Consider the following 12,338-nt stretch of genomic DNA (forward strand, 5'->3'; position numbering starts at 1 on the left):
GCTTCCTGGACTTACTGGGCTTGGCTGAAGAAATCAATGGTTCCGAAGTTTCCCGATTTCAAGGCCAAGTCGACCTGTCCATCAAGCGTCCGGACCCAGGGAACGCCAGGGGCGATCGGTTCGCCCACCTCGAATCCCGTGACACCCAACGCGGTGGTGACCGAACCGGAGGTTTCGCCGCCAGCCACCACCATGCGCTGGATTCCGTCCTGCACCAGCCGGATGGCGATGCGCCCGAAGAATCCCTCGATGGCCTGGCTTGTTTCAACCGATCCGTAGGTCCGTTGGAGACGCTGCACTTCGTCGGGGCCGGCAGTGGCAAAGATCAGCGGAGCCGGGCCGGTGGAGGGTTGTTCGTTGAACCACGCCAGAACATCCGCGTCATGGCCCGTTGGCGAGGTCAGCAGCCGGTCGACATCCACAGCGAGACAAGGGCCCTTGGTCTTGTAGTCGGCTACCTGGTCGTTGGTCATGACCGAGCAGGAACCCGACAGGATCACAGCAGGCCCGGTCCGCGGAGTGAAGGACGAGCGTTCGCCTACGGCCGTGTCCGGGAGCGCCCGGGCGATGGCTCCACCAAGTCCCGAGCCGCCGGTGACCAGGCGCATCTCGGCAACGGCCTCGCCCAGTACATCCAGGTGCCGGTCGTTAAGGGCATCAAGTACCGCATAGCGGTTTCCCGCGGCCTTCAGTTCGGCCAGGGCATCGCCCACTGCTTCGCGACCCCGCTCAACGGTCTCCACAGGTACCAGCCCAGCGGTTCCCCGGGACTGGCCGTCCATGAGACGGACCAGGCTTGAATCGGACATCGGGGTGACCGGGTGGTTACGCATTCCCGATTCGTGGAGTGGCACGCCGTTGACAAATAGGTAGCCCTGGTACGTGGTGCGCCCGTTGACCGGCAGCGCCGGGCAGACGACGGTGAAGTTCTCGTCCAAGGCGTTCAGGAGCGCATCGGTGACAGGACCAATGTTCCCCTGGGAGGTGCTGTCGAACGTTGAACAGTATTTGAACAAGATCTGTCGAGCACCGGCAGTCTTGAGCAGTTCAAGGGCCTGCAGCGACTGTTCAATGGCTTCATCTACCGGATTGGAACGGCTCTTGAGGCTGACCACAATTGCCTGCACATCATCGGCAAAGGAGTCGAGCGATTGGATACCCGAGAGCTGGATGGTCTTCAGCCCGTTGGCCACGAGAAAACTCGCGATGTCGGTCCCACCAGTAAAATCATCGGCGATTACACCAAGCCGAACATCCATGTTCACTCCCCGTCTGCCGCGGCGCCTTCACCGCTGTTTACAATGTTTCACAAAAGTTACCATATTCACACACCCTGGAGCAATGGCTTACTTGACAAGCGAGGCTGGGGCGTAACGTAAAACTTCCAGATTACCGGGACCGGGTAACCCCTGGTGCCGGTCCGACAAGGCCGATGAGATACCTGTCTTTCACAAATATTCCCATCATCGTCAACCCCGTCACATGCCCCAGTAACGCGCACCATAATGGGCCTAAACCGCGCACATGCCCTGCGCCCCAGCGCGGTGTCCGCCAAGGAGAAGTTCCGCACGGACCGCGGCCTGGCCATCGCGCAATGCCCTCGGCGATCGGTGGCCGCCATATCGAAAGAACTCTTGCGAAAGAGTTCTTTCGACACTAGCGTGTGGTCCATGGACATCACCGATCGCAAGGCCATGCGGGCACTGGCCCATCCCCTGCGCATCCGGCTCCTCGAGCTTGTCGGCACCCAGGGACCGATCACCGCGGCCCGCTGCAGCGAGTACGTCGGCGAAAGCCCGGCCAACTGCTCGTTCCACCTGCGCACCCTGGCCGAACACGGTTACATCGAGCGCGCCCCCGGAGCCACCGGTCGCAACAGGCCCTGGCAAATCACCGACGTCACCCAGAACCTGGACAGGAACAAGGTGGACCCCGATGCCCAAACCACAGCCGTGGCGCTTGGAGACATGCTCCAGCAGTGGGAATTCGAACGCATGCGCGCCGGCCGGCACCTGCCGGTTCCCGAAACCTGGAAGGGACACCTCTTCGAGGCCGGTTCCACGCTGTTCCTGACCCCCGAGGAAGCCGATACCCTCAACGAGCACTACCAGCGGCTCATTGCCCCGTTCCTGGATCGCATCACCGACCCGGCCCTGCGCCCCGAAGGCTCCGCCCCCGTGCGGGTCTTCATGGCCACCACCCTGGCCCACGACCTCATCCAGGAGGGCGGGGAATCGTGAAAGAGCTGCTGTCCATCCCGGTCTTCCGCCGGTTCGCCGGTGTCTGGACCATCGGCAACCTCGCCGACAGCGCCCTGTTCCTGACGCTGTCCATCTGGGCCAAGGACATCTCGGGCTCCTCGAGCGCGGCCGGCCTCGTGTTCCTGGCGCTGGGACTGCCCATCGTGTTTTCCCCGCTGGTCGGTGCGCTCGCCGACAGGTTCGAACGCCGCAGGCTGCTGGTGCTGGGCAATGCGGTATCCGCCGGCAGCGCGCTGCTGCTCCTGCTGGTCACCGAACCCGGAGAGCTCTGGCTGATCTACGCGGTGGCCTTCATCTACGGTTTGCTGGGCATCCTCAACGGCGCGGCCCAGTCCGGGTTGGTGCGTGACATGCTCGATGACGAGCACCTGGACAGCGCCAACGGCATGCTGTCCACCATCGACCAGGGCCTTCGGATCTTCACTCCCCTGCTGGGCGCCGCGCTCTACACGCTGTGGGGCGGCGGCGCGCTGGCCCTGGGCGTCGCCGGGGCGCTGTTGCTCACCGCGGCCCTGCTGCTGACGGTGTCCGTGCGGGAATCCGCCCCCGAGGCGGCATCCGAACGCGGCGGGTTCTGGCACGAGAACTCCGCGGGGTTCCGCCACCTGGCGGGCATCCCGCTGCTGTGGCGCATGGTGATGGTCACCGCGACGGCCTTGGGCGTCATCGGGATGTTCGATTCGGCCCTCTTCGAACTGATCGACAAGGGCCTGGGCCTGGAACCGGGGTTCTTCGGGGTGCTCATGAGCCTGCAGGGAGCCGGAAGCATCCTGGGCGGTCTCACCGCGGCCACGCTGATGCGCAAGGCCGGGCCGGGAAGGGCAGTCGGCCTGGGACTGGCCTTGATCGCGGTGGCCGCCTTTGCCGCGGCGTCCGACCTGGTGCCGTTGGTCGCCGGCCACGGGTTGCTGCTGGTCCTCGTCATCCCCGCCCTTTTCCTGGCCGGCGTGGGTGTGCCATGGATCTTCGTGGCACTGGTGACCACCCGGCAGCGCATGACCCCGGCCCGGCTCCAGGGCCGGGCCGCCGCGGCCACCAACCTGGTCCTCAACGTCCCGCAACTGGCCTCGATTGCCGTAGGCGCCCTGCTGGTGGCGGTCATGGACTACCGCTGGCTGATGATCGTTGCCGGTGTGGTGGTCTCCGCCTGTGCGCTGGCCATGCTGCGGCGCGGACACAGGGTGGGGCCCGGTGCCGGGGTGCCCGATTCCACCGTTGCGGCCGGACCCGAAGACCGGCAACGCCCCCGGTGAAGCCGGTTCCCGCTACTCGGTGACCGAGCGCACCACCCGCGCCGGCGAACCCACCACCACGGCCCCCGCGGGGACGTCCTTGGTGACGACGGACGCGGCAGCCACCACGGCGTCGTCCCCGATCCTGACCCCCGGAAGGATGGTGGCGTTGGACCCGATCCACACATTGCGGCCGATGGCCACGGGTGCCGGATGCATGTCCGCGCGGCGGCTCGGCGCCAGGTCGTGGTTCAGGGTGGCGATCACCACGTTGTGCCCGATCAGGGTATCGTCCCCGATGTCCACCCCGCCCTGGTCTTGGAACTTGCACCCGGCATTGATGAAGATGCGCTTGCCCAGGGTGATGTTTTTTCCGAAGTCGGCGTTGAAGGGCGGGAAAAGCGTCACGGACTGATCGACCGGCTTGCCGGTCAGCAGGGCCAGCAATTCCCGGACCCTCTCCGGTTCCCGGTACCCGCCGTTCAGCTCGCCGGTGATACGCAGGGCCTCCTGGCTGGTTCGGTGCATCACCTCGTGCAACGGCGAGTCCCCCGCGATGGTGTTCCCGGCATTCAGTTCTTCCAGGAGGTCGGTGAGTTCCATGTTGTCCTTCCATTCAGGTGCCTGCCTGTTCCGCGGGCACCACTTCAAGCCTTCGCCGGGCGGGAATGCCCGTGATTGGGTCTAGCTGTTCCTGCCGCCCGGGCGGTGGTAGTCGCCCTCGGCGACGTGTTCGAGCCATGTGGTGGTCTGTGCCGGGTCATCCGCGTTCTCGAGCATCGCGAGGTGCTCCATGAAGTCCTCCGGGGTGGCACCGTGCCAATGTTCCTCCCCCGCGGGGCAGTACACGGTTTCGCCCGGCCGCACCTCCAGGACCGCGCCGTCTCGCGTGCCGAACAGCGCGATGCCGCTTGTCACGTGGAGGGTCTGGCCCTTGGCGTGGGAGTGCCATGCGGTATGGGCACCGGGGGCGAAGCGCACCCGGGCAACGATCATCCCCTGGCCCTCTTCCCGGGGATAGGCGATGGGGTCGACCCACACGTCGCCGGTGAATTGTTCCGGCGGGTTCTTGGCGGTCGGGGCCTTCGGCAGGATCGCATGGGCCATGGATCAGTTCCTTTCCTTTGCGCCAAGCGCAGGGTTCTCAACGAGGGATGTCTTGTTCCATGAACCGAGCAGCTGGAGCTTCTGGTGGGACTCCGAGCCCGGCGCCGCCGTATAGACCAGGAGGACCTGGCCCGGTTCCGCGGTGATGGCCAACTCCTCGTAGGCCAGGGTCAGCTCACCCACCTCGGGGTGGTTGAACCTCTTGGTTCCCGTGCCGTGGGTCCTCACGTCGTGGGCGGCCCACAGCGTTCGGAATCTCTCGCTCTGGGTGGACAGCTCCCCGACCAGGTCCTGGATGCCGCGGTGCTGCGGGTCCTTCCCGGCCTCGTTCCGGATGATGGCCACGCACATTTGCGCGAACAGCTCCCAGTCCGGATAGAAGTCCTTGGACGCGGGGTCCAGGAACTGGAACCGGGCAAGATTGGGCCTTCGCCCGCCGCTGCCGCCGATCACCGGCGAGTAGAACGCCCGGCCCAGTTCGTTGACGGCCAGCAGGTCCTGGGCCTCGTTGCGCACGAAGGCGACGGAATCCTTGATCGAGTCCAGGACCCATTGCAGGGATTCACGCGGCGGCCGGGACGGGGAGGCGGGGCGGCGGTGGCGTCCGGAGGTCGGGATGCCGTCGGCGGCGCGGGCAAGGTCAAAGAGGTGTGCCCGCTCGGTCTCGGTGAGCATCAGGGCACGGGCCAGGGCGTCCAGGACCGACGCCGAGGCCCCGGCAATGGCCCCGCGTTCGAGCTTCGAGTAGTACTCCACGCTGACTCCGGCAAGGACCGCCACCTCGCCGCGGCGCAGGCCGGCAACCCTCCGGTTGCCGATCGACGGCAGGCCGGCACTCTCCGGGGTGATCTTTGCCCGTCGCGACATCAGGAACTCGCGAACTTCCGACCGATTATCCATGCCCATAAGCCTACGGGTGGGCACCCGGATGAGGGATACCCTCCCAGGGCACCCATCTCCTCCGTGCCACGCAGGCCGGCGGCCCGATGGGCACGCCCTTTTCCCGGTCGTTCGCCCCTACCCCTCCCGTGCGGGCGCGCAGCGGCGTAGCCTATGCCCAATGCGTACTTTCGTCGCGGCGTGCTTGGGGAGGAAAGCCCAGATGGACAGCACTGACCGGCTGCGGAACCGATGGCTTGACACGGCCGCCGGGATCCTGCAGGAACCGGACCCGGGCGTTGCCCGGAATCAATTGAACGACGCCCTGCTCGAATCGTTCCGTGCCTTCGCGGCGGTCCGTGCCCCGCTGGCCATGACCGGCGGGCTCGGAGGGATCTCCATCTTCGGGCAGTACGCATCGCTCGACACCCCTGCCTGGCCCCTGGCCGTGGAGCGCGCCGGGACCGACCATCCGGTATTCGCCTACCACAACGCCACTGCCGACCCCCTGCCGGTGACCCTGGTCGAGGTCGGCGAGCGCGGCTGGCCGGTCTCCGAGTTCGCCGCGTCCATGATCGAACGGCTCGGCCTGAGTCCGCACCAGCTCTCGCTGCCGCTGGCCACCGCCGGGGCAGAGTCGGCAACCTACGGTTTCGTCAGCGACGGTGCGTACCTCGAGCGTGACAGGGAAACCGCCTTGTGCCTCCAGCCCATTGTTCGCGGCCTGGATGCGCACATCCGCATGCTCGAGTCCTTGTCGCCCGCCCCGGCGGCCGCACCGGAGCGCCCGCTGACCCCCCGCGAGAAGCTGGTGCTTGCCTTGGTCGCACGGGGTTGCACCGCGGAAGGCATTGCTGCCCGGCTCTGTGTCTCTCCACGAACCGTGCACAAACACCAGGAGAACCTATACCGGAAATTGGGCGCGGTGGACCGTCTTTCCGCGGTCCTCCGCGCCCAACAATGCGGGTTGCTCCCCCAGCAGCCCGCCCGTGCCGATGATCGTCCCGGCTTCTATGCCGGGAACTCACACACCCCGTTTGACACCGCGTCCGTCAGCGCCTCGGCGAGCATCTGATCCAGGAAGTCGGTGTGGTTCCCGATGTAGCCGATGGCACTGCTCTCCTTGCCGGAACCGAGCAGGCCGGGGCCCGAATTCCCGGTCTCGTTGCCCCACGCGGCGAACGCGATTTCGGAGATGTTGGCGTTGTTGTAGATCAGGGGCACGTGCGAGATGCCTTCCGCCTCCATCCACGGCTCCAGGTACGGCACGAGATCGACCTTGCCCACGCAGTCCGGGGCGATCTCCGGGATGACGAACAGGTCCGCCAGGACATCCAACGGGATCCATCGCTCCGACTTCAGCTGCTGCGCGTAGGCGGCATCGGTCCACTGCTTCTTGAAACATTCGTGCGCCAGCGCCGCAGGGGCCGCCACCACTGACAACAATGCGACGGCCCCGGTGGCCGCAACGGCCCGGACTCCCCAAGTTCTGATACCCATTTAGATTCCTCCAAGGTTGATGGCGCGTTCCCTTCGCGCCGACACGCCCAAGTCTTCCCCTGGAGCAGGTGCGGCGCCATACGCAGTCGTACGTAGCCGGGGCCCGATCCTCCCGTTCCAGGAGCGCCGGCACTGCGCTTACGCCCCGCCGGCGCCGTCCACCTGCTCCACGATGCGCGTCTTTGGCCCCGAGGCCAGCGCGGGCGAAACTGCGGGCAAGGACCAGACCTTCGACCGAAGCCGGTCCAGGAAGTCCGCGGCTTCGGCGCGGGAGGCGAAATCCAAATCAAGCACCACATAGTGCCCGTCGTCGACGGGGCGGTAGATGCGCTCTGCCAGGACGCCGGAGTCGGCCCGCCCCAGCGGGTCTGCTCCGTACGCACCCAACCACATCCCGAAGTCCTTGACGCCATGCTCTATCTGCAGCGTGTACATCACGCTTTCCTTTCCTCGCGGCCGCTTCCGCGGCCGATGACTTGAGCGTAGGCGCGGGGCCAGGCATCCCGCCATCCCAGTTTTCTGGGATCCACAAACCTCTCTGCCCCGCACCCAGCGGCGCGCATACTTGTCCCATGGAAAGCAGGTGGGTCCAGGGCCGCCGGATCGAGCGCATCGCCGCCCTGGACGACGCGCGGCTGGAGAGCCACGAATACCGGCGTGCGGTGCTTCGGGAAATCGCCGGGATCGCCGGGCACGACGCCTGGGTGTGGCCGCTGGCCGATCCGCTCACCACCGTCGGGATCTCCCCGATGGCACGCATCCCCTGCGCCGAGGAACTTCCCCTGCTGATCGCACTCAAGTACGCCACCGCACTGAACCGCTGGACGACGCTGCCGACGGCCCCGGCGCGAGCACTCTCACTGGCCGCGGTCTCCGGCGGCGACCTGTCATGCAGCCAATCCTGGGCCGGGATCCTGTGCAGGTACTCGATCACCGACGTGCTGTCGATTGCCTTTGCGGACAGGTGGGGCATCTGGGGCTGGCTTGACTTATGGAGAGGCCACGGCGCCGGCACTTTCACCGGCGAGGAAGCGGAACAGGTCTCGGAGCTGGCCCCGGCGATCGCCACCGGCCTACGGCACTGTTCGGCGCGCCAGTTCCAGTCAGGCTACGATGCCCGCGCACCCCTCCATGAGCAGGCGGTGCTGGTGTTGGGCGACGACCTGGGGATCGTCAGCCAGACCGATTCGGCCGCCCTGTGGCTGGACCTCTTGCAGCGCGGACCCCGTCCGCACCAGGGCATTCCGGCCGAGGTGCTCAACGTGGCTGCACAGTTGCTGGCCACCGAACGGGGCGTCGATGCGCACCCGGCCAGCGCCCTGGTCCACGTGGGGGCAGGGGTGTGGGCGCGTTTGTCGGCCTCGCGCATGAACACACCGGCCGGAGGCGCGGCGGCACCCATCGCGGTGACCATCCAGGACGCGTTGCCCGCCGAACGCCTGGCGGTCTTCGAGCGGTCCTTCGCCCTGAGCCCGCGCGAATGCCAGCTGCTTGAGCTTGCGGGTAGCGGGCTGGACACCGCGGCGCTCGCGGATGCCCTGGGCATCGGCAGGTACACGGTGCAGGACCAGTTCAAGTCCCTGTTTGGCAAGTGCGGAGTGCAAAGCCGCGGTGCCCTGGTTGCCATGGCCGCCGGCCGTTGACCCGCCGGAATGGATCAGCCGAAGCAGGAAACCCGAACCGGAACCGGACGCGGTGGACCGCCATCCGGCGGTAACGATGAGCGTCCCGGCGGCTACACCGGCAGCTCACACGCCCCGCTGGACACCGCGTCCTCCAGCGCTTCGAAGACCAGCAAGTCAAGGGCATCGAAGTGGTTCTCCAGGTAGCCAATGGCCCGACTCTCCTTGCCGGATCCCAACAGGGCCGGCTCCGAGTTCCCGTTCACATTGGCAAACGCACCAATCGAGTTTGCGGAGATATTGGTGTTCAAGTAGATCAGCGGAACGTGCGAGATGCCCTCAGCCTTCATCCACGGCTCCAGGTAGGGGACGAAATCGATCTTGCCCACGCAGTCCGGGGCGATCTCCGCAATGACGAACCGGTCCGCAATGACGTCCAGCGGGATCCAACGCTCCTGCTGCAGCTGCTGCGCGTAGGCGGCATCGCTCCACTGCTTCTTGAAGCAGTCGTGCGCCAGCGCCGCGGGGGCCGCCACGACCGACAGCAACGCCACGGCCCCGGTGACCGCGGCGGCCCGGACCCCCCAAGTTCTGATACCCATTTTTGATTCCTCCAAGGTTGGCGGCGCGTTCCCATCGCACCGATACGTTCAAGTCTTCCCCCGGGGAACGTCGCGCGCCATGCGCATTGGTACGTAGTCAGCCAATGCCGAGTCCGCCGGTCCGAGATCAGGAAGGTCCGAACCGTTTCCATGCGCGGACGATATGTGCCGGCCAACCGCCGCCTGCGGCAACTTCAGCGACACCTGCCATTCAGTGCCAAAGTAATCGAGGCCTAGAACAGCCCCGAGTGGGCCTCGATGAGCTCGGGTCCGTCGTTGCGGACATTGCCCACCGCCGCGTCGACCTCGCGCAGCTCCCAGCCGGAGGCAACCTCATCGGCCCCGGCGCGCACCATCTCCACCAGCTCGTCGGCATTCTTGTTTTCCGGATCCAGCCATTCGGCCAGTGATTCCTTGGCCAGCGGGAGCGGCAGCCGGTCGTGCAGCCCGTGCAGTTCCCGCAGGACCGGTGATTCCGCGTCGGCCTCCGGGGACGGGCCGGTGAGGATCGTGGTGGAGAGCAGCCACTGCCCCGGTTCCCCGTCCCCCTTGGCCGGGTCCTTCCACCACTCGTAGAGCCCGGCAAAGAAGATCAGCGACTCGTCGGCAGGGTGAACGTAGAACGGGCGCTTCTTGGCCTTGGGGGTGTCTCCCGCCAGCCATTCGTAATACCCCTCGGCGGGCACTGCGCAGCGCCGTGCCTTGACCGCGGACCTGAAGGTCGGCTTCTCGATCACGGTTTCGCTGCGGGCGTTGAAGGCACGCACGCCCACGGCGGGGTCCTTCGCCCACACGGGAACCAGTCCCCATTTGGCCACATGCACCTGCCGGTGCGCCGCGCCCTCGACGAGGCGCTCCAGCACGATGGGCACGTCGGTGGTCGGGGCGATGTTCCAGGATTGCCGCAGTTCCAGGTTCGCGTCGGCCTCGGCTTCCGCCTCCGCCACCAGATCTCCGATGGCCTTGGCCATCACATATCGTCCGCACATGGAATAAGACTCTCACGTCCTCGGTTACGTGGGGTATGAGCGAAAATACAAAACTTGCCCCGTACATTCCCGAAGCCGGTGCGGTCACGATGTTCACCACCTCGTGGTGCGGCTACTGCCGCAACCTCAAGCGCCTCATGGATGCCAAGGGAATCGGCTACACCGAGGTAAACATCGAGGAAGTCGCGGGAACCGCCGAGCTGGTCGAGGGCTTCAACGGCGGGAACCAGACCGTCCCGACCTTGGTCTTCCCCGATGGGACTTCCGCAACAAACCCGCGGATTGAGGAAGTCCTCGAGCGAGTCTAGTCAGGCTGTGCTTGGATGGAGGGGTGCCACTTGCCGAAAGGCGAGCGGCACCCCTTCCACGTTAAGCATTTTCGTCGCGCACGTGCGCGACCCCGCATGAATGGAGTGACATGTCACAAAAGGTCCAGGCCGTAATCGTCCGCGCCAAGGATGCGCCCGTCGAGACGGTGACCATCGTTGTCCCGGACCCCGCAGCGGGCGAGGCAGTGGTTGACATCCTCACCTGCGGCGTCTGCCACACCGACCTGCACTACAAGCTCGGCGGCATCGGCAACGACTACCCGTACCTGCTCGGGCACGAGGCCACCGGCGTGGTCTCCAAGATCGGCGAGGGAGTCAGCAACGTCGCCGTCGGCGACCGCGTGATCCTGAACTGGCGTGCGGTCTGCGGCCAGTGCCGTGCCTGCGCCAAGGGCACCCCGCAGTACTGCTTCAACACCGCCAACGCCTCGCAGAAGATGACCCTGGAGGACGGCACCGAGCTCTCGCCGGCCCTGGGCATCGGCGCCTTCGCCGAGAAGACCCTGGTCGCGGCCGGGCAGTGCACCAAGGTCGACGAGGACGTCGACCCGGCCGCCGTGGGCCTGCTGGGCTGCGGCGTGATGGCCGGCATCGGTGCCGCCATGAACACCGGAGAGGTCAAGCGCGGCGAGTCCGTGGCCGTGATCGGCTGCGGCGGGGTCGGCATCGCCGCCATCGCCGGGGCGAAGCTGGCCGGCGCCACCACCATCGTCGCGGTGGACATCGACGACGACAAGCTGGCCATGGCCACCAAGATGGGTGCCACGCACACCGTGAACTCCAAGACCAACGACGCCGTCGAGGGCATCAAGGCCGTCACCGGCGGCTTCGGCGCCGACGTGGTCATCGAGGCCGTGGGCCGCCCGGAGACCTACAAGCAGGCGTTCTACGCCCGCGACCTGGCCGGCCGCGTGGTCCTGGTCGGCGTCCCGACCCCCGAGATGAAGCTGGAGCTGCCGCTGCTGGACGTCTTCGGCCACGGCGGATCGCTGAAGTCCTCCTGGTACGGCGACTGCCTGCCGTCCCGCGACTTCCCGATGCTGGTCGAGCAGTACAAGCTCGGCCGCCTGGACCTGGACGCCTTCGTCTCCGAGCGCATCGCACTGGGCGACGTCGAGGCCGCGTTCACCAAGATGGGCGAGGGCAAGGTCCTGCGCTCGGTGGTGGAACTCTAATGAGCGCCCAGATCCAAAACATCGTCACCTCCGGCACCTTCTCCCTGGACGGGGGAACCTGGGACGTGGACAACAACGTCTGGATCGTCGGCAACGAGGACGAGGTCTTCGTGATCGACCCGGCCCACGAGCCGTCCAAGATCAAGGAAGCTGTGGGCAACCGTGCGGTCAAGGCCGTGCTGCTGACCCACGGGCACGACGACCACATCCGCTACGCCCGCGCGTTCGCGGACCTGGTCCAGGCCCCGGTCCACCTGAACCCGGCCGACACCATGCTCTGGCAGGATGTTTTCCCGGGCACCACTGCGGATCACGAGATCAACGACGGGGACACCTTCGAGGTTGCCGGGACCACCCTGGTGGCGCTGCACACCCCCGGGCACTCGCCGGGTTCGACCTGCTTCTACGCCGAGGAACTGGGAACCCTGTTCTCCGGCGACACGCTGTTCAACGGCGGGCCGGGCGCCACCGGGCGCAGCTACTCGAGCTTCGAGACGATCATCGACTCGATCCGCGAACGCCTGCTCACCCTGCCCGGGGCCACCGTGGTGAACACCGGACACGGCGATGCCACCACCATCGGCGCCGAGGCACCGAACCTGGACGAGTGGATCAAGCGCGGGCACTAGCCACACGCGCAAG

Annotated in this window: 15 protein-coding genes; 7 read left to right on the forward strand and 8 right to left on the reverse strand. The window is 66.5% G+C overall.

Going from position 1 to position 12,338, the window contains the following annotated elements:
• Positions 1-11: 11 nt before the first annotated feature.
• Positions 12-1,259: a 3-oxo-tetronate kinase gene (gene otnK, locus ACIPVK_RS14640; RefSeq protein WP_407612713.1), complete on the reverse strand. Its 1,248-nt coding sequence runs from the start codon at positions 1,257-1,259 to the stop codon at positions 12-14.
• A gap of 411 nt (positions 1,260-1,670) precedes the next feature.
• Between otnK and ACIPVK_RS14645 the strand changes: the two genes are divergently transcribed.
• Entirely contained in the window at positions 1,671-2,240 is a 570-nt protein-coding gene (locus tag ACIPVK_RS14645) for a winged helix-turn-helix domain-containing protein (RefSeq protein ID WP_407612714.1), read from the forward strand.
• Positions 2,237-3,514: an MFS transporter gene (locus ACIPVK_RS14650; protein WP_407612715.1), complete on the forward strand. Its 1,278-nt coding sequence runs from the start codon at positions 2,237-2,239 to the stop codon at positions 3,512-3,514. The genes ACIPVK_RS14645 and ACIPVK_RS14650 overlap by 4 nt, the downstream gene beginning before the upstream one ends.
• 12 nt (positions 3,515-3,526) lie before the next feature.
• Here the strand turns inward: ACIPVK_RS14650 and ACIPVK_RS14655 are convergent, their stop codons facing one another.
• From ACIPVK_RS14655 to ACIPVK_RS14665, 3 genes are all read right to left on the reverse strand, one after another.
• Positions 3,527-4,096, reverse strand: a complete 570-nt coding sequence (locus tag ACIPVK_RS14655) for a DapH/DapD/GlmU-related protein (RefSeq protein ID WP_407612716.1) — start codon at positions 4,094-4,096, stop codon at positions 3,527-3,529.
• Positions 4,097-4,177: 81 nt separating this feature from the next.
• Positions 4,178-4,600, reverse strand: coding sequence for a cupin domain-containing protein (locus ACIPVK_RS14660; protein WP_407612717.1), 423 nt, complete (start codon positions 4,598-4,600; stop codon positions 4,178-4,180).
• Positions 4,601-4,603: 3 nt separating this feature from the next.
• The gene (locus ACIPVK_RS14665) at positions 4,604-5,500 is read right to left on the reverse strand and encodes a helix-turn-helix transcriptional regulator (RefSeq protein WP_407612718.1); all 897 of its coding nucleotides are present in this window, start codon (positions 5,498-5,500) and stop codon (positions 4,604-4,606) included.
• Positions 5,501-5,702: 202 nt separating this feature from the next.
• Between ACIPVK_RS14665 and ACIPVK_RS14670 the strand changes: the two genes are divergently transcribed.
• Positions 5,703-6,554: a response regulator transcription factor gene (locus ACIPVK_RS14670; RefSeq protein WP_407612719.1), complete on the forward strand. Its 852-nt coding sequence runs from the start codon at positions 5,703-5,705 to the stop codon at positions 6,552-6,554.
• Here the strand turns inward: ACIPVK_RS14670 and ACIPVK_RS14675 are convergent.
• Both ACIPVK_RS14675 and ACIPVK_RS14680 read right to left on the reverse strand, forming a co-directional pair.
• Complete coding sequence (locus tag ACIPVK_RS14675) at positions 6,491-6,979, reverse strand: hypothetical protein (RefSeq protein ID WP_407612720.1); 489 nt, start codon at positions 6,977-6,979, stop codon at positions 6,491-6,493. The genes ACIPVK_RS14670 and ACIPVK_RS14675 overlap by 64 nt on opposite strands.
• A gap of 138 nt (positions 6,980-7,117) precedes the next feature.
• The gene (locus tag ACIPVK_RS14680; protein ID WP_407612721.1) at positions 7,118-7,414 is read right to left on the reverse strand and encodes a hypothetical protein; all 297 of its coding nucleotides are present in this window, start codon (positions 7,412-7,414) and stop codon (positions 7,118-7,120) included.
• Between the two features lie 137 nt (positions 7,415-7,551).
• On the opposite strand from ACIPVK_RS14680, the gene ACIPVK_RS14685 reads away from it, so the two are divergent.
• Positions 7,552-8,622 (forward strand): LuxR C-terminal-related transcriptional regulator, encoded by a 1,071-nt coding sequence (locus tag ACIPVK_RS14685; RefSeq protein WP_407612722.1) that lies wholly within the window; start codon positions 7,552-7,554, stop codon positions 8,620-8,622.
• 92 nt (positions 8,623-8,714) lie between these two features.
• Here ACIPVK_RS14685 and ACIPVK_RS14690 read toward each other — a convergent pair whose 3' ends face one another.
• A complete protein-coding gene (locus ACIPVK_RS14690) occupies positions 8,715-9,203 on the reverse strand; it encodes a hypothetical protein (protein WP_407612723.1) in 489 nt (162 codons plus the stop codon).
• 233 nt (positions 9,204-9,436) lie between these two features.
• Positions 9,437-10,192, reverse strand: coding sequence for an SOS response-associated peptidase (locus tag ACIPVK_RS14695; RefSeq protein WP_407612724.1), 756 nt, complete (start codon positions 10,190-10,192; stop codon positions 9,437-9,439).
• 35 nt (positions 10,193-10,227) lie between these two features.
• Here ACIPVK_RS14695 and ACIPVK_RS14700 point away from each other — a divergent pair, with 35 nt between their 5' ends.
• The 3 genes from ACIPVK_RS14700 (at position 10,228) to ACIPVK_RS14710 (ending at position 12,325) form a co-directional block, all read left to right on the forward strand.
• Positions 10,228-10,500, forward strand: a complete 273-nt coding sequence (locus tag ACIPVK_RS14700) for a glutaredoxin domain-containing protein (RefSeq protein ID WP_407612725.1) — start codon at positions 10,228-10,230, stop codon at positions 10,498-10,500.
• 110 nt (positions 10,501-10,610) lie between these two features.
• Positions 10,611-11,696, forward strand: coding sequence for an S-(hydroxymethyl)mycothiol dehydrogenase (locus tag ACIPVK_RS14705; protein WP_407612726.1), 1,086 nt, complete (start codon positions 10,611-10,613; stop codon positions 11,694-11,696).
• On the forward strand, positions 11,696-12,325 hold the full coding sequence (locus ACIPVK_RS14710) for an MBL fold metallo-hydrolase (RefSeq protein WP_407612727.1): 630 nt from the start codon (positions 11,696-11,698) through the stop codon (positions 12,323-12,325). The genes ACIPVK_RS14705 and ACIPVK_RS14710 overlap by 1 nt, the downstream gene beginning before the upstream one ends.
• Positions 12,326-12,338 lie beyond the last annotated feature (13 nt).

Source organism: Paeniglutamicibacter sp. MACA_103, assembly GCF_045798555.1.
Lineage (GTDB): Bacteria > Actinomycetota > Actinomycetes > Actinomycetales > Micrococcaceae > Paeniglutamicibacter.